This window comes from Pseudomonas sp. Irchel s3a12 (assembly GCF_900187485.1).
GTDB lineage: Bacteria > Pseudomonadota > Gammaproteobacteria > Pseudomonadales > Pseudomonadaceae > Aquipseudomonas > Aquipseudomonas neuropathica.
In genome coordinates, this window is the sequence record NZ_FYDN01000001.1 from 718,374 (window position 1) to 741,508 (window position 23,135).

Consider the following 23,135-nt stretch of genomic DNA (forward strand, 5'->3'; position numbering starts at 1 on the left):
GGCGACCTCACTGTCTGGCGAATAGCCTCCTCCTGGCTAACCTTTTCTGTCTGGCCTAGGGATAGGGTTCATCAGCTTGTCCCGAGTCAGGCCATTCAATGCAGCGTTGTGAATGAATATCTGAGCCGTTTCAGCCATAAGCTGCAATTCATTTTTTAGCCGTTTGTTCTCTTCCTGCAGCCTCAGAATTTGCTCTGCGGCAGCTGTGAGGCTCTTAGGCAACGGCATGCTTGCGGTGCGATCTCGGTCTGAAATGATCTCCGCTTTTTTAACTTTGTAAGCGTTAACAACCAATGCTTTACCGGCCAGCGCTTGGCGAGTAGGAACAAAACCCAAAGCCGATTGAGAGGCCTCGCATATGGCCTCCCAAGTTAGCTTTTTCTTCAACGGCCACTCTCTGATAATGGACGTTATAGCTTTAATCTCCTTGGCGGTGAACGCACTAGGCATCTGTATTTTCTTCCATTAGTTCTTTCAGGCAGCTTAACAAATCGTCGCTGTAGACGTCACTGAGCCCACCGGTTTCAAGCATTTCCGGGTGCTTGATCGTCAGTATTCGTTTGGCATGGGTGAAGTCATTACCGGCCATCTGCACAGGGCTGCCATCCGGTATTGCCGGGTTACGGTGCATCGCCACAATCTCATTGAGGCGCACTAGATACAGTTGATGGCGATCGACCCAACGCGTTGCCGCACGATTGCCTGCTTCGATTTCCTTGAGCGCTGCTTCCAGGTTTTCCGCGACGTGATCGCGCTCGCGTTCCACTGCTTTGAGTGAGTTCTTGTGTCCCTTGCAATGCAGCAACTCGGAACAGTTCAAGCAATCGGCAGCTTTCTCGCAGGCTGAAACCGTCCACGGGTGAGTACAAATGCCGTACCGGGTTGTGATGATGTTGCCCTTGTCTCGAACGTCGTATTCTCCCTCCGTAATCGGGGTGTGCGTAATGTCCGCCATGGGTATCAAACGGTCGCCGATTTCCCGTGCTGTCCGTTTCGGGTCTTTATGCATGTACGTTCGCGACTGTGGGACAGATGCCCGCCCACTCCATGCGGTGATTCGTTCAATGGCGACTCCCGCCTCCTGGGTGGCGGTGTTCAAGAAGTGCCGAAGCTGGTGTGATTTCAGGGTGATGTTTTCGTAACCATGCCGGTGCAAGAAGGAAGGGTACGTCTTGCCATTGAGCTTGCTCACGTTGTTCTGAGACAGGCGTTTGTTGTAGTAATCGCGATTGATGGGCGCCAAGAAAATCGGGCTGGTTGCAAAACCATCCGCCAATTGGAATTCGCGGAAGCAAAGGAGTGATTCCGACATTTTGGGCGGCGTTATGGAGCAGAGCCTCGGGTCTACCTGGTAAGGAAAGAATGGGTTGTTTTTTTTATGGTACTCAACCACGGCTGCCCATAACGTCCTAAGAGTCCATCCTGCCAACTTACGATGCCCAGTCATCCATTTCATCAGGTTTTCGGCAGACTTAAGGGTCGGGCGGCCCAGTGCTGCGACAGCTTGCTCGCGTGTCAGTGGCTGATTGGGTGGAACGACAGGACAGGTCTCGTGTGGATAGAAGTCCTTCGCGCCTGATTCGTAATAACGCGCAAGCTTTCGACCTTCCTCAGTGATTTTTTCCAAGCGTCGGAAGGCCTCTTCACAATGGCCTGCCATTACTTCGGGGATCTCTTTCGTGACCATTTTATTGATCTTTGGAGAATAGTGTCGCAGGAATTTCTGGGGTTGACCGAGCGTATCGGAATCCTCTTCAAGCGATGCAAGCTTCAGCCAGCTTTGTTCGTTGATACGAAAAGGTGCCGAAAGGAATATGGCCGTAATACTCGTAATGTAGGTTGCCTCATCATTGAGATCGCCTGAGTGGCCGTTTGCAAAGATTTCGGCGAGCGCCAACAGAGTTTCGTCCAAGGGAAGCTTCGTTTCTCGGTCGTAGCTGGCGCCAGGTTCTCTCAGCCCCCGAAATGGATGTTGCCAGTGACGAATGCCGCTAGAAGTAATGTTGTGCTTGGTGACCTCGTCAACCAGATTTTTTAGCGCCGCGCCCATTCCTAAAAGATCGACATAGGTCTTTTTGATGATCGCAGAGGCGCGGTCGAGGTGCTGCTCTGATAACCGAGTAATGTCTGCATAACCGTCTATTTCAATGAGCGCTTGTTCAACGACCATTATGATAGATAGGTCTTTTGACGGTACCTTGCTTGGGTCACCTCGTCGAGTTTCTACTATGTAAGCTTTGGCGAATTCCATGAACTCAGGATCCAGTTGTTGGTTTGCAGCAGGTGTGACGCTTTTATGCACGCCTGCATTCGCCAAATTTAAAAAGCGAAGCCTTCCACGAGGTAAAGTCCATACACTATCGCTCCAGTTAAAGTTGGGGAGGCTGTGATATGTTGGGTTTGCGTATCTGGCATTGAAAATATAATTGGCTAGATTTTGCGAATTTGTGATGACAGCTTTTGACTTGAAAGGTGTTGGTGTAATCATCGTGTATTTTCCAATTCGGCTTTGCGTTTCTCGCACAATGCAATAACGTTCTTTACGGCTCTGATGTCTTTGTCAAGCTGAAGAGGCGCTAGCATGCGGCGTGATTTGCTTGGCAAATGGATGTTGTTCTCTTCTTCTTGGCGGTCGATCAGCCGAATCAAGACCTCTTCGTGTGGCCCATACACCCAGGGCTGAAATTTGCTACACCGGTAGCAGGGGATCGGTACTGACGCGGAGCAATATCCCGATTCACCGCAAGTGCCAACACCCTTGCGTCCGTCCAGTTCAATTCGGCTGGTAGGGTCATCGCCTCGAATAGCGTGGGACTCGTCATCCCTGATTACCCCGCTGAATGCTTGTGCCAGAGGAGCCAAGAGCGTCCCAATGTCGTTATTGAGGGTTCGCGCGCGTTCAGCTGGATCGTCATAGTAAGAATCTAGAGAAGTTGGTGACTCGTGACCCAACCAGTACTGAAGAATCTTCCTCGGCACACCCAGTCTTGCCAATTGACGGGCGCGAGTGTGTCGCATCCGATATGCAAACTCGTGAAGCCGCTCTCCTGTCCTTTCAGAAATCACGGGGCTACCTTCTTTTCTTTGAAGGATCTGGATGATTGATGACGAGCTTTTATGCCAGAGTAATGAGTAATAGTATTCATCCCCAGCTGCGTATGTGTCTGCGTACTTTTTTCTTCTCCTAAGCGCCGGCTCATGAAGTGTGAGAAAAAAAGGCAGCTGGTCTCGTTCGGTCTTACTTAAACTTTTTCCAAAAAAACTCTCAAAGGCTTCGATGGAGCTTTTGATCTGAAGTTGACAGATGTCCCAGAGGTCATCACCCATTGGGTGAACTTCAAATTTTCCGTCGCGAAACTCCCCGGAGTGTTCATCCTTTACGCTAGGAAAGGATACGCGCTTTCCAGAGACCCCAAAGGTTGCCCCCGCAGACTCAAAATCCATGTTTTTTAAATATGAAAGTTGTTTGGGGCGTCTGCCGTATTGAGCATTTAAGAGTGCGGCTACGCTATTTTGTAAACTTACCTGGCCTGTGCCATAGTCGTACCACAACGTACTGACTAGGTCGTCATATTCTTGTTCCGAATACCAGCCCGTATCGATATTTCCTGCGATGGCCCTACTATTCGACTTATGATAGGGGCGGTGAAACCGATGAATAGTGTCAATCACCTCGTCACTAACACCGGGGATGCCAAGTGCATGCCAAGTAATTAGGAGGTTTCCGATGTTGTTGGCGGTAACGTTATCTTCATTTGCAATAAGTTTTGCGTAGGAGCTCGGTGTAAGCTTTGAGGTTGGGTTAGTTCGCAGAACCTTTACCAAGCATCTGATTCGACTGCGCATTGTATTTGCGGAAAGTTTTCCAGTGCGGCCAACCGTTGTGATCATTGATTTGAATCCATCAACGGTTTGCTTGTCCATGGCGAGAATTGGAGTAATCGTCATTCCATAATGGCCAACCACAATTAGGCGGTCGTCATTGAACTCCGCTATGTATCCTCTCTTGTTTTTAACGCTGCTTTTATCGAATTCTTCAAGAGTAGCCAGAATCGGCTCCGGGACTTCCGACCTTTCAGGGGCGTTCATTTTGCCTTCCTTTTTTTGCTGTCTTTTGCTGTGTCTTCAGCAATAGCCAAACCTGTTTTAAATGCGGACTCGCGGACGTATCGACGATCATAGGTTTTTGCGGACTCTGATCCCGCTGCCCAGCCCATGAGATACTCTCTGTCAGAGCGTTCTTTCGCCTCGCTCACATCCTCTTCCTCACACTTCAACGAGAAGCGGTAATTCCAGTCGTGACGGAGCAGGTGAGGGTGGAGATGCTTCAGGCGAGCGTCTTTTTTGATCATCTCCGTAAGAGCAGCCCTGAAAGTATTCAAAGTGATCTCTCGTCCCTGACCCTCTCCCTTTTTGTGCTTTACGAAAATGAAAGCGGTCTTCTCAAAGCCCACATTTGGGATGTCGGCACGCCAAGTCCCCAAGTATTCAAGGATCTTCTTTTCAAGTTCGGGAGAGATCGCGATGTCTCGGCCTAATGTCTTTGCGACAGGCTGCATTAGGCGACGGTCGTATTTGTCATCATGATTGCGCTCAACAGCAATGTAGGCATGATCACCGCCGCTGGCAGGAAGGAAATGCTCTAACTTCAGGCTTAAAAGTTCTCCGACCCTCATGCCAGTGTCGTAAAGAATGTACAGTGCCAGCGCGTTGCGAAAGGCTATTCCCTTATCAAATTCGGTCGCGTCGTCATCGTAAGGATTGGCGAAGATCTCCAGCAGCGCTTCGCGAGTGACCACATTCAGCTTTTTGTCGATCTGCTTTTGTTTTGCTGCTGAAGATGAACCGGGTTTGACCTTGCGCTCCAACAGGCTCTTCTCTAGCTTCTCGATGAGCGCATAGTTTTCCGGTGCGTTCGAGTCCTGGATGAGGCGCCCAAAGAGCCAGGACAGATAGAGGGCAAGCACGCTCAGCGAGTTGTTGATGCGCCTGCCACTAACCTGCGAACCATCGTTGTCGCGGCAGCTAACTGAGATGTGCTGAGTAAGGGACTCCACTTCTGGGAGTGATAGCAGCTTCTTGGTGGCGAACCTTAGCTCAAGGTCTATGCCATGCTCGTTAGCCCAGGTGTAGAGGCTTTTCAGGACGTACAGGTTCGCCCTTTGGGTGTTGGCGGTCAGGCTGGCTGTCCGCAGGCTTGTGTAGGCCGTTGGGTAAAACAGCGGAAAACCATCGCCATCGGTATCATAAAGGAGGGAGAATCGCCGGCCGTTCCGGGCAATGTACTCCTTTACCTTGAGTTTCTGTTTACGTTTCTGGTCGGACTTTATATTTTTCATTTTTGGTTTTTACATTTTTTTGCCGATTTTTGGAAGCAGATTTCCCTTGAGGGCTGCTACCATAGGGCTTCTAGGTTGAGGTTATTTACTCTTTATGGTTAACAGGTTAGTAGTACTCGATACCGAAACCACCGGCATGCCGGTGACCGATGGTCACCGGATCATTGAAATCGGTTGTGTCGAACTGATCGGTCGGCGCCTGACGGGCCGGCATTTTCACGTTTACCTGCAGCCGGATCGCGAGAGTGATGAAGGCGCCATCGGCGTCCACGGCATCACCAACGAATTCCTCGTCGGCAAGCCGCGCTTTGCCGAAGTGGCCGATGAGTTCTTCGAGTTCATCAAGGGCGCGCAGCTGATCATCCACAACGCGGCGTTCGACGTTGGCTTCATCAACAACGAATTCGCCCTGATGGGGCAGCACGATCGCGCTGACATCACCCAGCACTGCTCAATCCTCGACACCCTGATGATGGCTCGGGAACGTCACCCGGGGCAGCGCAACAGCCTCGATGCGTTGTGCAAACGTTATGGCGTCGACAACTCCGGCCGTGAACTGCACGGCGCCTTGCTCGACTCGGAGATTCTCGCCGACGTCTACCTGACCATGACCGGTGGCCAGACCAGCCTGTCGCTCGCCGGCAACGCTTCCGACGGCAATGGCACGGGCGAGGGCGCGGACAACTCGGCGACCGAGATTCGCCGCTTGCCGGCTGATCGTCAGCCTGCGCGGATCATTCGTGCGACGGAAGAAGAACTGGCGGCGCATCTGGTGCGGCTGGAAATTATTGCCAAGTCTGCGGGTGGCCCGGCGATGTGGACGCAGATCGCGGAAGCTGACGCCCAGGCTTGAAGATCAACGGATCGGACGATCTTTGCTTTTGGCGGCATGAAGCCAACTGGCCACCCTCGCCACTTTCGCTGCAACCCTCTACCCTGAGTGCATTGGCCGATTCAATTCGGCCGCCTCAGGACACTGAGCCTCATGTACAAAGATTTGAAGTTTCCGGTGTTGATCGTTCATCGCGACATCAAGGCCGACACGGTCGCCGGTGACCGTATCCGTGGCATCGCCCAAGAGTTGGAGCAGGAAGGTTTCAGTATCGTGTCGGCCACCGACTACGCCGAAGGGCGGTTGGTCGCGTCGACCCATCATGGTCTGGCGTGCATGCTGATTGCCGCCGAGGACGCCAGCACCCACTCGCATCTGTTGCAGAACATGGCCGAGCTGATCGGTCTGGCGCGGGTACGCGCACCGGATCTGCCGATCTTTGCCCTGGGCGAGCAAGTCACCCTGGAAAATGCGCCGGCCGATGCCATGGCCGAGCTCAATCAACTGCGCGGCATTCTCTATCTGTTCGAAGACACCGTACCGTTCCTCGCCCGGCAAGTGGCCCGCGCGGCGCGCAAGTACCTCGATGGCTTGTTGCCGCCGTTTTTCAAGGCGCTGGTGCAGCACACCGCCGACTCCAATTATTCCTGGCATACCCCCGGCCATGGCGGAGGTGTGGCGTATCACAAGAGTCCGGTCGGGCAGGCGTTTCACCAGTTTTTCGGTGAAAACACGCTGCGTTCGGATTTGTCGGTGTCGGTGCCGGAGCTCGGTTCGCTGCTCGATCACACCGGACCGCTCGCCGAAGCCGAAGCGCGCGCCGCGCGCAATTTCGGCGCCGATCACACCTTTTTCGTGATCAATGGCACCTCGACCGCCAACAAGATTGTCTGGCATTCGATGGTCGCGCGCGACGATCTGGTGCTGGTCGATCGCAACTGCCACAAGTCTGTTTTGCACGCGATCATCATGACCGGGGCGATCCCGCTGTACCTGTGCCCAGAGCGTAACGAGCTGGGGATCATCGGCCCGATCCCGCTGAGCGAATTCAGCCGCGAGTCGATTCAGGCCAAGATTGACGCCAGCCCGCTGACCAAGGGCCGTGCGCCGAAAGTCAAACTCGCCGTGGTCACCAATTCGACTTACGACGGCCTCTGTTACAACGCCGAGCTGATCAAGCAAAGTCTCGGCAACAGCGTCGAGGTGCTGCATTTCGACGAGGCCTGGTACGCCTATGCGGCGTTTCACGAATTCTTCGCCGGGCGCTACGGCATGGCCACCTCGCGCAGCGAAGACAGCCCGCTGGTATTCACCACGCATTCCACGCACAAGCTGCTCGCTGCCTTCAGTCAGGCCTCGATGATTCATGTGCAGGACGGCGGTGCGCGGCAACTGGACCGTGACCGTTTCAATGAAGCGTTCATGATGCACATCTCGACTTCACCGCAGTACAGCATCATCGCCTCGCTCGACGTTGCCTCGGCAATGATGGAAGGCCCGGCCGGGCGTTCGCTGTTGCAGGAAACCTTTGACGAAGCGCTGAGCTTCCGTCGCGCGCTGGCCAATCTGCGGCAGCACATCGCCGCCGATGACTGGTGGTTTTCGATCTGGCAGCCGCCGGGTGTCGAGGGCATCGACCGCGTGCAGACCGAAGACTGGTTATTGCAGCCGGATGCCGAGTGGCATGGTTTTGGGGAGGTCAGCGACGATTACGTGTTGCTCGACCCGATCAAAGTCACGCTGGTCATGCCGGGATTGAACGCCGGCGGCGCGCTGAGCGAGAAGGGCATCCCGGCGGCGGTGGTCAGCAAATTCCTCTGGGAGCGGGGGCTGGTGGTGGAGAAGACCGGTCTGTATTCATTTCTGGTGCTGTTCTCCATGGGCATTACCAAAGGCAAATGGAGCACGCTGCTCACCGAGTTGCTGGAATTCAAACGCAGCTACGACGCCAATGTGCGCCTCGACACCTGCCTGCCGTGTGTTGCCCAGCAAGACACCGTGCGTTATCGCGGCATGGGCCTGCGGGATTTGTGTGATCAACTGCACGCCTGTTATCGCAGCAATGCCACGGCCAAACACCTCAAACGCATGTACACCGTGTTGCCGGAAATTGCCATGAAGCCGGCGCACGCTTACGATCATCTGGTGCGCGGCGAAGTCGAGGCGGTGCCGATCGATGATCTGGAAGGACGCATCGCCGCGGTGATGCTGGTGCCGTATCCGCCGGGGATTCCGCTGATCATGCCCGGCGAACGCTTTACCGAGTCGACACGCTCGATCATCGATTACTTGAAATTTGCTCGCACGTTCGATAGCAGCTTCCCCGGTTTTGTCGCGGATGTGCATGGATTGCAGCACGAAGATGAAGGCAATGGGCGGCAATACACCGTCGATTGCGTCAAGGAATGAGGACTTTTCCCAGTATGCAACCGGTCATGAATCCGAAATACCCAGGGCTGTCGGTGCGCGTCGCCGATGAAGGCTTTGCGCCGTATATCTGGGGCAGCGACTTCAGTTTTGAGGTCGCCGCCTATGGCGCTGCCGTGATCGGCCAGCCTGTCGAGCAATGGCGGGTGACGCCGATCGTGCCGTACCGCAAGTGCTACGGCATCGATCCGGAAGAGTTCAGCGCCTTTCATAACGCGCCGGACAGCGCGATTTTCATGGCGTATCTGGATGATCAGCCGGTCGGCCATTTGGTGATCAGTACCAACTGGAACGGCTTTGCCCATATCGATGAGCTGGCGGTGCATGCGCCGGCGCGGCGCCATGGCGTGGCCAAGGCGTTGCTCGACGTCGCGCAGTTCTGGAGTCGCAAGAAAAAACTGCCGGGGATCATGCTCGAAACCCAGAACAACAACCTCGGCGCTTGTCGGCTGTATGAGCGTTGCGGCTATGTAATGGGTGGCATCGACCAGTTGCGCTATCGCGGCATCGATCCGAACACCGCCGAAGTGGCGCTGTTCTGGTATCGATTGTTCGATAACCCGCTGGAAAACCCTGTCAGCTCGCCAGCATCGCCTCGGCTTGTTCCGTGATGATCGCCAGTAGCGTCTGAATCGCCGATGCCGGCGCGATGTGCTTGAACGTTAGGGCATAGAGGCTGATCGGCACGGCCGGCGACAGCGGGCACACGTCGAGTCCGGCGGCGCGCGCACCCAGTGCGGTGAACGGATCGACGATGGCCAGGCCTTCGCCGGCCTCGACCATGCTGCGCATCATCTGATGGGTTTGTACGCGGGTCTGGATGCTCGGTGCCGGGCGCAACGCCTGGAGTTTGTTTTCCAGCGCCGGGCTCAGCGGGTCCTGGCCTTCGAGGCCGACCATGGCCTGACCGGCGAGATCCTGCAGGGAAATGTATTTCTGTTTCGGTTGCAGCCAGCCATGGGGTGCGAGCAGTTGCAGCTTGCCCTGGGCCAATGGCCGGCAATCAATGTCGGGGTGTTCGGGATCGTGCAGGCTCAAGCCGAGATCGCTTTCGCGCAGCAAAAGGCTGCGGACGATATCGCGGGTTGGCGCGCTGAGCAGGCTGCACGGTGCATCGGGCAGGCGTCGGCGCAGGGCGGCAAGGCTTTGTGGCAGTAATTGTTGCGCCAGCGGCGGGGTGCCGATGATACGCAGGGGCGGGGCGAGGTATTGTTTGAGGCTGCTGGCCAGACGCTGCACTGGCTCCAGCGCTTCATAAACGTGGGCGATTTCGACCTGCAATGCCCGCGCTTCGGGCGTCGATTGCAGGCGCCCGCGTACGCTGGCGAACAGCATGAACCCCAACTGACTCTCGGCTTCGCGCAAACGCTCTTCGACCTCGGCCACCGGCAACTGCAACCATTCGGCGGCGGTGCCCAGGTGACCGGTCTGCAAGAGCGCCTGAATCACTTCGATATGACGTAAACGCATGCGTGAAGTCCATGTTCAGCAGGTGGGGTCAGTGGCTGAATCCTACCCCAACTCTGCGCATATGACTTCTGCTCATAACGGCCAGTTATGAAGCGACGGTGGTCTCAGGCTCACGGGTCAGGGTGATGCCTGACTGAACCAGGAGAAACTCGTTGTCGTTGACCTTGTTGACGCGATCGCCAATGGCCAGTTTGTAAATCGGCTCCGAGCCAGTGGAACCGTCTGCCGACGGGTTGGATTCCTGGAACTCATGCACGGAATAAACGCGGCCTTCCGCATCTCTTGCATGGAACTGACCGACCAGTACTGCTGCCATCTGCTTAGAACCTCTGGAGATAAAACGCTTGATTTGCGGCTTGGTAGACCGCTATCAAGGCCTGTAAGTTTTCCTACAGGAAAAAAATAATCAGCGCGCGGGAATTTCCCATTGTGTGCTGGTGGAATCGTCACCGGATCATCTATAACTACGGGCTCCTCCCACGGACCATCGAGAGTTCTTCCATGAGCAATGTCTACAACGTCGCTGTAGTGGTCGGTAGCCTGCGCAAAGCTTCGATCAATCGCAAAGTCGCCCTGGCACTGGCGGAGCTGGCCCCGGCTAACCTCAAGCTTGAGATTGTCGAAATTGGCGATCTGCCACTGTATAACGAAGACATCGACGGCGACTCACCGCCGGCAGCCTACAGCACTTTCAGGCAAAAAGTGGGTTCTTCCGACGCGGTGCTGTTTGTCACGCCCGAGTACAACCGTTCGGTGCCGGCGCCATTGAAGAATGCCATCGACGTCGGCTCGCGGCCTTATGGCAAGGCTGTCTGGAGTGGCAAACCGGGGGCGGTGATCAGCGTATCGCCGGGTGCGATCGGTGGTTTCGGCGCGAATCAGCATCTGCGCCAGTCGTTCGTGTTTCTCAACGTGCCGTGCATGCAGCAACCGGAAGCGTATCTGGGCGGCGCGGGTTCGGCGTTTGATGAGGCGGGAAAATTGAGTGAATCGGTGAAACCTTTTCTGCAAAGCTTTATCAATGCCTACGGACAATTCGTAGAGCAACACAAAAAGTAACCTGTACACGGAACAATGTAGGAGTGAGCCTGCTCGCGATAGCGGTGTGTCAGTCGACCAATTGGTAACTGACAGTCCGCTATCGCGAGCAGGCTCACTCCTACAGGTTTTGTGTTGGCTTCATAACCCCATTTCAATTTAAGGCTGTTGCGGATGCTCGCTGCGTCACTGATTTTCCTGCTGACCATTACCCTTGTCATCTGGCAACCCAAAGGCCTTGGCGTCGGCTGGAGTGCGACGCTTGGCGCGGTGTTGGCGCTGATCTTCGGCGTTGTGCACCTGAGCGATATCCCGCTGGTGTGGCAGATCATCTGGAACGCCACCGGCACCTTTGTCGCGCTGATAATCATCAGCCTGCTGCTCGACGAAGCCGGGTTCTTCAACTGGGCTGCATTGCACGTGGCGCGTTGGGGGCGGGGCAGTGGGCGCAAGCTGTTTGCTTTTATGGTGCTGCTCGGCGCATTGGTGTCGGCGTTGTTTGCCAATGACGGTGCAGCGCTGATCCTCACGCCGATCGTGATTTCGATGTTGCTGGCCCTACGGTTTTCCCCGGCGGCGACGTTGGCGTTCGTCATGGGCGCGGGTTTTATTGCCGACACGGCGAGCCTGCCGCTGGTGGTATCGAACCTGGTCAACATTGTTTCGGCAGACTTCTTCCACATCGGCTTCAACCGCTACGCAGCGGTGATGGTGCCGGTCAACTTCGTCAGCGTGGCGGCGACGCTGGGCATGCTGTTGTGGTTTTTCCGTCGCGACATTCCATCGACGTATGACCCTGAGCAACTCGAGCATCCGGAAACCGCGATCCACGATAAAGCCACGTTTTACGCCGGTTGGGCGGTGTTGGTGATTCTGCTGATCGGCTGCTTTGCGCTGGAGCCGCTGGGCATTCCGATCAGTGCGATATCTGCCGTGTGTGCCGCGCTGTTGCTGGGCATCGCCGCCCGTGGCCACAAGATTTCCACGCGCAAGGTGATGAAAGAGGCACCGTGGCAGATCGTGATTTTCTCGTTGGGCATGTATCTGGTGGTGTATGGCCTGCGCAATGCCGGGCTGACCGTGTATCTGGCCGGTTGGCTGGATGTCTTTGCCGGTCATGGCGTTTGGGGCGCGGCAATGGGCACGGGTGTGCTGACCGCGTTGCTGTCATCGATCATGAACAATTTGCCGACGGTGTTGATTGGTTTGTTGTCGATTGATGCCAGTCAGGCCAGCGGAGTGGTCAAGGAAGCGATGATCTATGCCAACGTGATTGGCAGTGACCTAGGGCCGAAGATCACGCCGATTGGCAGCCTGGCCACGTTGTTGTGGCTGCATGTGCTGGAGCGCAAGGGCATTCACATTGGCTGGGGCTATTACTTTCGGGTCGGGATTGTGTTGACGGTGCCGGTGTTGTTGGTGACGTTGGCGGCTTTGGCTCTGCGTTTATCCCTTTAGACCGAGTCGGCCCATTCGCGAGCAGGCTCGCTCCCACAGGGGAATGTATCGCCTCTCCCTACATTTGAAATGCGGTCCAAATGTGGGAGCGAGCCTGCTCGCGAAGAGGCCGGGTCAGGCACTGAAATTTTCAGGCCTGGCCGGGGACATTCGGCCAAAGGTCCGAGACCAGAAACAACCGCTCAGCCTCTTCCCATTCCCCTCGCGCATTCTCGATCAGGCGCACCATCAACTGCGCCGGGGCCAGCGGCTCAAGATCCTCCAGCCACATTCGTAAATGCTCCATAGTCCACGTCTGATCCGCCGGATAATGCGCCGGTGCCAGCCAGGCGTGGCGGGGCAGGGGTTGCCAGCGTCCCGCCGGACGTTGAGCGACGAATGCCAGCCAATCCTTCTGATGCAACCAACTGCCGCGCAAATGCTGCGGGTGCGCACCGCTCGGTGATTCAGCCGGCCCGGGCCACGGATACAACAAGTAACCACCGAGCCACAGCTGCGCGCTGAACACCTCGATATCCAGCGCCGCCAGCACTTCGCGACTTTCCGGGCGCGCCGAGATCGGCAATTGATGCTCGGCCAGATGCGCCAGTTTGCGATCCAGCCGATCATGACAACCCGGGCCTAGCCACTGCGCGGGATCACGACCGTCGCCATTTTGCGGGCCCAGATAAAGCTTGATCGCCAGTTCCAGGTGATGCACGCCGTCGCGGTCACGCAACAGCATGTCCAGCTCGCCGAGGGTGTGGCCCTCGCGGCGGATCGGCAGGTTGGCGGCGATCAGCTCAATGCCCGGCGCATGCTCCACGGCAAACTGCCACAGCCGTTCGTAATACAGGCCCAGACGCCGCGTGCGCGCCTGCGACAGCCAATGCAACAAGCCATAACTGTCGCGGTCGAGCTGGCGCAACCAGTGCTCCAGTCGCTGCGGGTCATGCACCCAATCGCTGCCCGCCAGCGGATGACGCTGCGGCCATGGCGTGGTGGCGAGCATCGGCGGGGCGAGGATCACCCACGCCAGATCCCGCACTTCCGGGTGGCGTAATTGGTGGGGCAACTGAAGCAAATCGGGAAACAGGATCATCTTGCGAGCATAGCCTGAAACATGAGCGCAGCCTTGAGGCTGAAAGGATTTTGTCTAACCGGCGCTTTCGCCCATAATCGTGCTTTTCGCGTTTTCGATTGTCCGCAGAGGTCCCATGGAGCAATTTCGTAATATCGGCATCATCGGTCGCCTGGGCAGTTCCCAGGTGCTGGATACCGTCCGCCGACTGAAACGGTTTCTGCTCGATCGTCACCTGCATGTGATCCTCGAAGACACCATCGCCGAAGTCCTGCCGGGCCACGGTTTGCAAACCTCGTCGCGCAAAATGCTCGGCGAAGTCTGCGACATGGTCATCGTCGTCGGCGGTGACGGCAGCCTGCTCGGCGCCGCACGAGCGCTGGCCAAACACAATATTCCGGTGCTGGGGATCAACCGTGGCAGCCTCGGTTTCCTCACCGACATTCGCCCGGACGAGCTGGAAGTCGAAGTCGCCAAGGTGCTCGACGGCCACTATCTGGTGGAAAACCGCTTCCTGCTGCAAGCCGAAGTGCGCCGCCACGCCGAGGCCATTGGTCAGGGCGATGCGCTCAACGACGTGGTGCTGCACCCCGGCAAATCGACCCGGATGATCGAGTTCGAGCTTTACATCGACGGCCAGTTTGTCTGCAGCCAGAAGGCCGACGGCCTGATCGTCGCCACGCCGACCGGTTCCACCGCGTACGCACTGTCTGCCGGCGGGCCGATCATGCATCCCAAGCTCGATGCCATTGTGATCGTGCCGATGTACCCCCATATGTTGTCGAGCCGGCCAATTGTGGTCGATGGCAACAGTGAGCTGAAAATCGTCGTGTCGAAAAACATGCAGATTTACCCGCAAGTCTCCTGTGACGGGCAGAACCATTTCACCTGCGCGCCGGGCGACACCATCACCGTCAGCAAGAAAGCGCAGAAGCTGCGGCTGATTCATCCGCTCGACCACAACTATTACGAAGTCTGCCGCACCAAGCTCGGCTGGGGCAGCAAGCTGGGCGGTGGAGGCGACTGATGCTCGATCCCGCGCGCAGTTATGACCTGATCGGTGACGTGCACGGATGCGCCCTGACTCTCGAACACTTGCTTGACCGCCTCGGTTATCACAAGCAGGGCGGGGTCTGGCGGCATCCATCGCGCATGGCCGTGTTCGTCGGCGACATCATCGACCGTGGCCCGCGCATTCGCGAGGCGCTGCACATCGTCCACGACATGGTCGAGGCCGGTCAGGCTTTGTGCATCATGGGCAACCACGAATTCAACGCATTGGGCTGGAGCACGCCGGCGCCGCCAGGCAGCGGCAAGCAGTTCGTTCGCGAACACACGCCGCGCCACGCGCGTCTGCTGCACGAAACCCTGACCCAGTTCGAAGACCATCCCGGTGACTGGCACGATTTCCAACGCTGGTTCTATGAGTTGCCGCTGTTTGTCGACGCCGGCCGCTTCCGCGTCGTGCATGCCTGTTGGGATGCCGGCCTGATCGAGCCGTTGCGCGCGCTGTTCCCCAATGGCTGCATCGATGAACACTTCCTCCAGGCCTCCGCCGTGCCGGACAGCTTCGCCTGCACCGTGTTCGACCGTCTGTTGCGCGGCACCGACATGCGCCTGCCGGATGGTCTGACCATGACCAGCGGCGATGGTCTGGTGCGGTCTTTCTTCCGCACCAAGTTCTGGGAAGACGATCCGAAGACTTACGGCGATATCGTTTTCCAGCCTGATGCACTGCCAGATCCGGTGGCGCAGAAGCCGCTGACGTCCAGCGAAAAAAACAACCTGCTGCGCTACGGCGTCGACGAGCCACTGCTGTTCGTCGGCCATTACTGGCGCAGTGGCAAACCAGCACCGATCCGCCCGAACCTCGCGTGCCTGGATTACAGCGCGGTGCTTTACGGCAAACTGGTCGCCTATCGTCTGGATCAGGAAACACGTCTGGATCCGCATAAATTTGTCTGGGTCGATGTCGAGCGGCCGGAGGTGCTGCAATGAGTGCGGTAGCGGTATTGCGTCTGCCGTTGGCGGTGGACTTGAGTGGTTTCGTCAAACTGCTGCAACGCATGCAGGTCCCGCATCGGGTCAGCGAAGAGGCCGGCGAACAAGTGCTGTGGGCACCGGCGGAAATCAGCGAAGACGTGCGCTCCTTGTACGAACGCTTTCCGGCGGGTGATCCCGACCAGCAAATGGACATTCCCGTCGCGCCAACCTTCAAGCGGCCAAGCTTCGCCGAGCAACTGAAATACGCCAAGGCCACCGGGTTCATCCTGTTGTTGTGCCTGATCGTTGGCGGGCTGACGTACCTCGGCGAAAACCTGCAAACGCTGCGCTGGTTGACCTTTCTCGATTTTCAAGTTGTGGGCGAGTACATCCATTTCACGCCATTGGCCGACAGCCTGGCGGCAGGGCAGTGGTGGCGTCTGGTCACGCCGATGCTGATCCACTTCGGCATCCTCCATCTGGCCATGAACGGCATGTGGTACTGGGAGCTGGGGCGGCGTATCGAGTCGCGCCAGGGCAGTATCAACCTGATCGGCCTGACGCTGCTGTTCAGCCTGGTTTCCAACTACGTGCAGTTTGTCTGGAGCGGCGCGACGTTGTTCGGCGGTCTGTCCGGCGTGCTTTACGGCTTGCTTGGGCATTGCTGGATCTTCCAACTGCTGGCGCCGAACCCAGCCTATCGCCTGCCGCGTGGCGTGCTGGTGATGATGCTGGTGTGGTTGCTGGTGTGCATGTCCGGGCTGATCTCGATGATCGGTTTCGGCGAAATCGCCAACGCCGCCCACGTCGGCGGGTTACTCATCGGATGCTTCACCGGTTTGTTGGGCGGTTTGTATAACCGCCGTAAACTGGCCGCCTAAAATTTCAGTAGATAAAGAGCACGGAGACCCTGATGTCCTCTTTTAACGACATGATCAACAACATCACCCCGGACATCTACGAGAGCCTGAAACTGGCCGTGGAAATCGGCAAGTGGTCCGACGGTGGCAAACTCACCGCCGAACAGCGCGAGTTGTCGCTGCAGGCGATGATCGCCTGGGAAATCCAGAACCTGCCTGAAGACCAGCGCACCGGTTACATGGGCCCGCAGGAATGTGCATCGAAGTCGATCGAAGTGCCGAACATTCTGTTCAAATCGGATGCCATCCATTGATCGAGATTGGCCGCGGTGCAATCAGCAAAATGTCGGCGCGCCTGGACGGGCCGAACGTGCAATACGCGTTTCGTCTGGATGACGTCGAGGTCCCGGTCAATCCGTTGATTGGCAGTACGGTGCGTCTGGAATACCTGGGGGCGATCCACTGCACCCATTGCGGGCGCAAGACCAAAACCAGTTTCAGTCAGGGTTACTGCTACCCGTGCATGACCAAACTGGCGCAGTGCGACCTGTGCATCATGAGCCCGGAGCGCTGCCACTATGACGCCGGCACCTGCCGCGAGCCGGAGTGGGGCGAGAAATTCTGCATGACCGACCACGTGGTTTACCTGTCCAATTCGTCGGGGATCAAGGTTGGCATCACTCGTGCTACGCAACTGCCGACTCGCTGGATCGATCAGGGCGCATGTCAGGCATTGCCGATCATGCGCGTCTCGACACGGCAGCAATCGGGCTTCGTTGAAGACCTGTTCCGCAGTCAGGTCGCGGATAAAACCAACTGGCGCGCGCTGCTCAAGGGCGATGCGGCGGCGGTCGATCTGGCGCAGGTACGTGACCAGTTATTCGAAAGCTGCGCCGAAGGCCTGCAAGGTTTGCAGGAGCGATTCGGCCTACAGGCTATTCAGACGATTGCCGATGTAGAACCGCTGGAAATCCGCTATCCGGTCGAGCAATACCCGGCCAAAATCGTCAGCTTCAACCTGGACAAGAACCCGATTGCCGAAGGCACGCTGCTGGGGATCAAGGGCCAGTACCTGATCTTCGACACCGGCGTGATCAACATTCGCAAGTACACGGCTTATCAGCTCGCCGTGCATCAATAAGGACGCCAGCATGCGCACCGAACAACCGAAGATGATTTACCTGAAGGACTATCAGGCGCCCGAGTACCTGATCGACGAAACACACCTGACCTTCGAGTTGTTCGAGGATCACAGCCTGGTGCACGCGCAGTTGGTCATGCGCCGCAACCCGGCGCGTGGCCCGGGCCTGCCGCCGCTGGTGCTCGATGGCCAGCAGTTGGAGCTGCTCTCGGTAACGCTGGCGGATCAGGAACTGTCTGACGGCCAATACCAGCTCACGGAAAACCACCTGACCTTGCAACCGGCCAGCGAAACTTTCACGGTCGACACCAGCGTGAAGATCCATCCGGAAACCAACACCGCGCTGGAAGGCCTGTACAAGTCCGGCACGATGTTCTGCACTCAGTGCGAGGCCGAAGGTTTCCGCAAGATCACTTATTACCTCGACCGCCCGGACGTGATGAGCAAGTTCACCACCACCGTGGTCGCGGAACAGCACAGCTATCCGGTGCTGCTCTCCAACGGCAACCCGATTGCCTCGGGCCCGGGCGAAGACGGCCGGCACTGGGCAACCTGGGAAGACCCGTTCATGAAACCGGCGTACCTGTTTGCGCTGGTGGCCGGTGATTTGTGGTGCGTTGAAGACAGCTTCACCACCATGACCAACCGCGATGTTGCACTGCGCATTTACGTCGAGCCGGAAAACATCGACAAGTGCCAGCACGCGATGAATAGCCTGAAGAAGTCGATGCGCTGGGACGAAGAGGTTTACGGTCGCGAGTACGATCTGGACATCTTCATGATCGTCGCCGTCAACGACTTCAACATGGGCGCAATGGAGAACAAAGGCCTCAACATCTTCAACTCCAGCGCCGTACTGGCCCGCGCCGAAACCGCGACCGACGCCGCACACCAGCGCGTTGAAGCAATCGTCGCCCACGAGTATTTCCACAACTGGTCGGGCAACCGCGTGACCTGCCGCGACTGGTTCCAGCTGTCGCTGAAAGAAGGCTTCACCGTATTCCGTGATTCCGGCTTCTCTGCCGACATGAACTCGGCCACGGTCAAGCGCATTCAGGACGTGGCTTATCTGCGCACCCACCAGTTCGCCGAAGATGCCGGCCCGATGGCTCACGCTGTGCGCCCGGACAGCTTTATCGAAATCTCCAACTTCTACACCCTGACCGTATACGAGAAGGGTTCGGAAGTGGTTGGCATGATCCACACCTTGCTCGGTGCCGAAGGCTTCCGTAAGGGCAGCGATCTGTACTTCGATCGCCATGACGGCCAAGCGGTAACCTGCGACGACTTCATCAAAGCGATGGAAGATGCCAACGGCGTCGACCTGAGCCAGTTCAAGCGCTGGTACAGCCAGGCCGGCACGCCACGTCTGGCGGTGAGCGAGTCGTACGACGCCGCCGCGAAAAGCTACAGCCTGACCTTCCGCCAGAGCTGCCCGGAAACCCCGGACAAAGTTGAAAAACTGCCGTTCGTGATTCCGGTCGAACTCGGCCTGCTCGACAGCCAAGGTAACGAGATTGCTTTGCGTCTGAGCGGCGAGGCATCGGCGCAAGGCACCACCCGCGTGATCTCGGTCACCGAAGCCGAGCAGACTTTCACCTTCGTTGATATCGCTGAACAGCCGCTGCCATCGCTGCTGCGCGGCTTCTCCGCGCCGGTGAAACTGAGCTTCCCGTACAACCGCGATCAACTGATGTTCCTGATGCAGCACGACAGCGACGGCTTCAACCGCTGGGATGCCGGTCAGCAACTGTCGGTGCAAGTCCTGCAGGAATTGATTGGCCAGCAACAGAAAGGCGAAAGCCTGAAACTCGATCCGCGTCTGGTGTCGGCGCTGCGTACGGTGCTGTCGGATGAAACGCTGGATCAGGCCATGGTCGCGGAAATGCTCTCGTTGCCGGGTGAGGCGTACCTCACTGAAATCAGCGAAGTGGCGGATGTCGATGCCATTCATATCGCCCGTGAGTTCGCGCGTCAGCAACTGGCGGAAGGTTTGTTCGAAGCTCTGTGGCTGCGTTATCAAGCCAATCGTGATCTGTCGAAAAAGACCCCGTATGTGGCCGAGGCCGAGCACTTTGCTCGTCGCGCGCTGCAGAACATTGCATTGTCGTACTTGATGCTCAGCGGTAAGCCGGAAGTATTGGCGGCGGCGCTGGAGCAATTCGAAGCGGCCGACAACATGACCGAACGCCTGACTGCGCTGGCCGTGTTGGTCAACTCGCCATTTGAAGAGCAGAAAGCCTTGGCGCTGGCGAGTTTCGCCGAGCACTTCAAGGACAATCCTCTGGTCATGGATCAGTGGTTCAGCGTGCAGGCCGGCAGCACCTTGCCGGGCGGTCTGGAACGGGTGAAAGCGTTGATGCAACACCCGGCGTTCAACATCAAGAACCCGAACAAGGTGCGTGCACTGGTCGGCGCGTTTGCCGGGCAGAACCTGATCAACTTCCACGCGGCCGATGGCTCAGGTTATCGCTTTCTCGCGGATCTGGTGATCGAGCTGAACGGCTTCAACCCGCAGATCGCTTCGCGCCAACTGGCGCCGCTGACGCGCTGGCGCAAATATGACGATGCACGTCAGGCTTTGATGAAGGGCGAGCTGGAGCGGATTCGGGCGTCGGGGCAGTTGTCGAGTGATGTGTATGAGGTGGTGAGCAAGAGCCTGGCTTGATGGTGTGTTGGCGTCGGTGTTCCAGCGTTGGACCGGCCCTCACCCTAACCCTCTCCCAGAGGGAGAGGGGACTGACCGGGTTGGATGGTCGAGTGACACCGACCTGAAGGTCCGGAGTCGAACTCAGACTTTGAACGGCCCCGATCTGCTCCCTTTCCCTCTTTCATAGTGGGAGAGGGGACTGACCGAGGTGGATGTACGAGTTTCACGTCTGAAAGTCCGGAGCCGAACTCAGGACTTGAAAAGCACGAAGATCTGCTCCTTTTCCCCCTCGCCCCCCTGGGGGGAGAGGGCTGGGGTGAGGGGGCAGGATTCACGCATCACCACAAAACCCAAGCCGTACACACAAAAAAACGCCGCATTGAAACAATGCGGCGTTTTTATTTTCCGAAAAATTACTTCAAATCAAACCGATCCAGATTCGTCACCTTCGTCCAGGCCGCAACGAAGTCTTTGACGAACTGCTCCTTGGCATCCGAACTGGCATACACCTCAGCCAATGCCCGCAGTTGCGCATTCGAGCCGAATACCAGATCAACCCGCGTCGCCGTCCACTTCACGCTGCCGGTTTTACGGTCACGCCCCTCGAACTCATCCGCATCCCTCGAAGTCGGCTTCCACTCCACCCCCATGTCCAGCAGGTTGGTGAAGAAGTCATTGGTCAGTGCTTCCGTCTGCGAAGTGAACACACCATGCCGGGTTTGCCCGACGTTGGTGTTCAACACCCGCAGACCACCCAGCAGCACAGTCATCTCCGGTGCGGTCAGTGTCAGCAATTGCGCCTTGTCGATCAGCAACGCCTCGGCCGAAACGGTGTATTTGCCTTTGCTGTAGTTGCGGAAGCCATCGGCAATCGGTTCAAGGAAACCGAAGGAATCAACGTCGGTTTGCTCTTGCGAGGCGTCCGTACGTCCCGGTGTGAACGGCACCGTGACCGAGTGGCCAGCGTTTTTCGCTGCTTGCTCGACCCCGGCATTCCCGGCCAATACGATCAGGTCTGCCAGCGAGACTTTCTTGCCAGCAGCGCCGCTGTTGAAGTCGTTCTGAATGCCCTCAAGGGTTTGCAGCACTTTGGCCAGTTGCTCAGGCTGATTGGCCTGCCAGAATTTTTGCGGTGCCAGACGCAGGCGACCACCGTTGGCGCCGCCGCGCTTGTCGGAGCCACGGAACGTCGAGGCAGCGGCCCATGCGGTCGAGACCAGTTGCGACACCGAAAGGCCTGACGCGAGGATTTTGCCTTTCAGCGCAGCCGCGTCGCTTTCGTCGATCAGCGGATGAGTGACAGCGGGGATCGGATCCTGCCACAACAGTTCTTCATTCGGCAGTTCCGGGCCGAGGTAGCGAGACAGCGGGCCCATGTCGCGGTGGATCAGTTTGTACCAAGCGCGGGCGAAGGCATCGGCCAACTGATCCGGATTGGCAAGGAAGCGCCGCGAAATCTGCTCGTAGGCTGGATCGAAACGCAGCGCCAGGTCGGAGGTGAGCATGGTCGGCGAAAGCTTTTTGCTCGGATCATGGGCGTGGGGAACGGTACCGGCACCGGCGCCGTTCTTCGGAATCCACTGATGCGCACCGGCCGGGCTTTTGCTCAGCTCCCACTCGAAGCCGAACAGGTTTTCCAGGTAGTTGTTGCTCCACTTCGTCGGTGTGGTGGTCCAGGTCACTTCCAGACCGCTGGTAATGGTGTCGCCACCCTTGCCGGTACCGAACGCGTTGCGCCAACCGAGGCCTTGTTCTTCGAGGCCGGCCGCTTCCGGCTCAGGCCCGACGTTATCGGCTGGGCCGGCGCCGTGGGTTTTACCAAAGGCGTGACCGCCAGCGATCAACGCGACGGTTTCTTCATCGTTCATGGCCATGCGGCCGAAGGTTTCGCGAATGTCGTGGGCTGAAGCGACGGGGTCTGGATTGCCTTCCGGACCTTCGGGGTTCACGTAGATCAGGCCCATTTGCACGGCGGCGAGCGGGTTTTCCAGATTGCGTTCGCCCTGATCGGTGCGGCTCTCTTCTTTGCCATGCAAATCCGGCTCGGCGACCAACGTACCGTCACCGGGTTCCTGCATGGCGGACTTGTCCTTGCCGTAACGGCTGTCGCCGCCCAGCCATTCGTGTTCCGAACCCCAGTAGACGTCTTCGTCCGGCTCCCACACATCGGGGCGGCCACCGGAGAAACCGAAGGTTTTGAAACCCATGGATTCCAGCGCGACGTTCCCAGTGAGAACGATCAGGTCAGCCCAGGAAATATTGCGGCCATATTTCTGCTTGATCGGCCACAGAAGGCGGCGGGCCTTGTCGAGGCTGACATTGTCTGGCCAGCTGTTCAGTGGTGCAAAGCGTTGTTGCCCGGAGCCGGCGCCACCACGGCCATCGGCGGTGCGATAAGTGCCAGCGCTGTGCCAGGCCATGCGGATGAAGAGGGGGCCGTAGTGGCCAAAGTCGGCTGGCCACCAGTCCTGAGAGTCGGTCATCAGCGCATTGAGATCTTGTTTCAGGGCTTGAAAGTCGAGGCTTTTGAAAGCTTTGGCGTAGTCGAAATCCTTGCCCAACGGATCGGACTTTGGCGAATGCTGACTGAGGATTTTCAGGTTGAGTTGATTCGGCCACCAGTCACGGTTCGTCGTGCCACCACCGGCGGCGTGGTTGAACGGGCATTTCGATTCGTTTGCCATGTTCGGGTCCTTATCAGGTCTGCTACGGCCGGCTCGTGCCGACTTCGGACTAGTAAGGCTAGACCCGACTTGGAGAGTCAGCTAATAGGCCGACTATTGGAGGCTGATAGGCAAAGTCTTTCAGCGTTTTTCGGAGCGCTTCACGGATCAGCCGATAGCGGCTACCTGCTGGAAACATGCGTTGTTGAGCCTC

19 protein-coding genes are annotated in these 23,135 nt (G+C 57.5%); 11 read left to right on the top strand and 8 right to left on the bottom strand.

Annotated features, from left to right (window positions below; all coding sequences use genetic code 11):
- Nucleotides 1-36 precede the first annotated feature (36 nt).
- From CKW14_RS03385 to CKW14_RS03400, 4 genes are read right to left on the bottom strand one after another with little or no spacing between them, the layout of a single operon-like run.
- Nucleotides 37-450 carry a hypothetical protein gene (locus tag CKW14_RS03385; protein WP_095124678.1) on the bottom strand — a complete coding sequence of 138 codons (414 nt, stop codon included), beginning with the start codon at nucleotides 448-450 and terminating at the stop codon, nucleotides 37-39.
- Nucleotides 443-2,488: a hypothetical protein gene (locus tag CKW14_RS03390; RefSeq protein WP_141231776.1), complete on the bottom strand. Its 2,046-nt coding sequence runs from the start codon at nucleotides 2,486-2,488 to the stop codon at nucleotides 443-445. Before CKW14_RS03390 ends, CKW14_RS03385 begins: the two co-directional genes overlap by 8 nt.
- On the bottom strand, nucleotides 2,485-4,089 hold the full coding sequence (locus CKW14_RS03395; protein WP_095124680.1) for a site-specific integrase: 1,605 nt from the start codon (nucleotides 4,087-4,089) through the stop codon (nucleotides 2,485-2,487). The genes CKW14_RS03390 and CKW14_RS03395 overlap by 4 nt, the downstream gene beginning before the upstream one ends.
- Nucleotides 4,086-5,339 carry a site-specific integrase gene (locus CKW14_RS03400; RefSeq protein ID WP_095124681.1) on the bottom strand — a complete coding sequence of 418 codons (1,254 nt, stop codon included), beginning with the start codon at nucleotides 5,337-5,339 and terminating at the stop codon, nucleotides 4,086-4,088. Before CKW14_RS03400 ends, CKW14_RS03395 begins: the two co-directional genes overlap by 4 nt.
- A gap of 94 nt (nucleotides 5,340-5,433) precedes the next feature.
- On the opposite strand from CKW14_RS03400, the gene dnaQ reads away from it, so the two are divergent.
- The 3 genes from dnaQ (at nucleotide 5,434) to CKW14_RS03415 (ending at nucleotide 9,209) form a co-directional block, all read left to right on the top strand.
- Nucleotides 5,434-6,192, top strand: coding sequence for a DNA polymerase III subunit epsilon (gene dnaQ / locus CKW14_RS03405; RefSeq protein ID WP_095124682.1), 759 nt, complete (start codon nucleotides 5,434-5,436; stop codon nucleotides 6,190-6,192).
- A 132-nt stretch (nucleotides 6,193-6,324) separates the two neighbouring features.
- Nucleotides 6,325-8,580 (top strand): Orn/Lys/Arg decarboxylase N-terminal domain-containing protein, encoded by a 2,256-nt coding sequence (locus CKW14_RS03410; RefSeq protein ID WP_095047905.1) that lies wholly within the window; start codon nucleotides 6,325-6,327, stop codon nucleotides 8,578-8,580.
- 14 nt (nucleotides 8,581-8,594) lie between these two features.
- Complete coding sequence (locus CKW14_RS03415) at nucleotides 8,595-9,209, top strand: GNAT family N-acetyltransferase (protein ID WP_095047904.1); 615 nt, start codon at nucleotides 8,595-8,597, stop codon at nucleotides 9,207-9,209.
- Here CKW14_RS03415 and CKW14_RS03420 read toward each other — a convergent pair.
- Nucleotides 9,175-10,068 (bottom strand): LysR family transcriptional regulator, encoded by an 894-nt coding sequence (locus CKW14_RS03420; RefSeq protein WP_095047903.1) that lies wholly within the window; start codon nucleotides 10,066-10,068, stop codon nucleotides 9,175-9,177. The two genes, CKW14_RS03415 and CKW14_RS03420, sit on opposite strands and share 35 nt — an antisense overlap.
- A gap of 85 nt (nucleotides 10,069-10,153) precedes the next feature.
- Nucleotides 10,154-10,384 (bottom strand): hypothetical protein, encoded by a 231-nt coding sequence (locus tag CKW14_RS03425; RefSeq protein WP_093430724.1) that lies wholly within the window; start codon nucleotides 10,382-10,384, stop codon nucleotides 10,154-10,156.
- Between the two features lie 185 nt (nucleotides 10,385-10,569).
- On the opposite strand from CKW14_RS03425, the gene CKW14_RS03430 reads away from it, so the two are divergent.
- Complete coding sequence (locus CKW14_RS03430) at nucleotides 10,570-11,127, top strand: NADPH-dependent FMN reductase (RefSeq protein ID WP_038366013.1); 558 nt, start codon at nucleotides 10,570-10,572, stop codon at nucleotides 11,125-11,127.
- Nucleotides 11,128-11,280: 153 nt separating this feature from the next.
- Nucleotides 11,281-12,564 carry an arsenic transporter gene (locus tag CKW14_RS03435; protein ID WP_095047902.1) on the top strand — a complete coding sequence of 428 codons (1,284 nt, stop codon included), beginning with the start codon at nucleotides 11,281-11,283 and terminating at the stop codon, nucleotides 12,562-12,564.
- 130 nt (nucleotides 12,565-12,694) lie between these two features.
- On the opposite strand, the gene CKW14_RS03440 is transcribed toward CKW14_RS03435, so the two are convergent.
- Nucleotides 12,695-13,645 carry a DUF1853 family protein gene (locus tag CKW14_RS03440; protein WP_095047901.1) on the bottom strand — a complete coding sequence of 317 codons (951 nt, stop codon included), beginning with the start codon at nucleotides 13,643-13,645 and terminating at the stop codon, nucleotides 12,695-12,697.
- 115 nt (nucleotides 13,646-13,760) lie between these two features.
- On the opposite strand from CKW14_RS03440, the gene CKW14_RS03445 reads away from it, so the two are divergent.
- Genes CKW14_RS03445 through pepN form a run of 6 tightly spaced genes read left to right on the top strand, consistent with a single transcriptional unit; the run spans nucleotide 13,761 to nucleotide 20,276 of the window.
- Complete coding sequence (locus CKW14_RS03445) at nucleotides 13,761-14,651, top strand: NAD(+) kinase (protein WP_003224174.1); 891 nt, start codon at nucleotides 13,761-13,763, stop codon at nucleotides 14,649-14,651.
- Nucleotides 14,651-15,622 (top strand): metallophosphoesterase, encoded by a 972-nt coding sequence (locus CKW14_RS03450; RefSeq protein ID WP_093430727.1) that lies wholly within the window; start codon nucleotides 14,651-14,653, stop codon nucleotides 15,620-15,622. The genes CKW14_RS03445 and CKW14_RS03450 overlap by 1 nt, the downstream gene beginning before the upstream one ends.
- Nucleotides 15,619-16,488, top strand: a complete 870-nt coding sequence (locus CKW14_RS03455; RefSeq protein WP_095124683.1) for a rhomboid family intramembrane serine protease — start codon at nucleotides 15,619-15,621, stop codon at nucleotides 16,486-16,488. Before CKW14_RS03450 ends, CKW14_RS03455 begins: the two co-directional genes overlap by 4 nt.
- Before the next feature lie 32 nt (nucleotides 16,489-16,520).
- Nucleotides 16,521-16,781: a YeaC family protein gene (locus CKW14_RS03460; RefSeq protein ID WP_007919229.1), complete on the top strand. Its 261-nt coding sequence runs from the start codon at nucleotides 16,521-16,523 to the stop codon at nucleotides 16,779-16,781.
- Nucleotides 16,778-17,608 (top strand): DUF2797 domain-containing protein, encoded by an 831-nt coding sequence (locus CKW14_RS03465; RefSeq protein ID WP_093430729.1) that lies wholly within the window; start codon nucleotides 16,778-16,780, stop codon nucleotides 17,606-17,608. The genes CKW14_RS03460 and CKW14_RS03465 overlap by 4 nt, the downstream gene beginning before the upstream one ends.
- Before the next feature lie 10 nt (nucleotides 17,609-17,618).
- A complete protein-coding gene (pepN, locus tag CKW14_RS03470; protein ID WP_095124684.1) occupies nucleotides 17,619-20,276 on the top strand; it encodes an aminopeptidase N in 2,658 nt (885 codons plus the stop codon).
- A 395-nt stretch (nucleotides 20,277-20,671) separates the two neighbouring features.
- Here pepN and katG read toward each other — a convergent pair whose 3' ends face one another.
- Nucleotides 20,672-22,942 carry a catalase/peroxidase HPI gene (katG, locus tag CKW14_RS03475; protein ID WP_095124685.1) on the bottom strand — a complete coding sequence of 757 codons (2,271 nt, stop codon included), beginning with the start codon at nucleotides 22,940-22,942 and terminating at the stop codon, nucleotides 20,672-20,674.
- Between the last annotated feature and the right edge of the window lie 193 nt (nucleotides 22,943-23,135).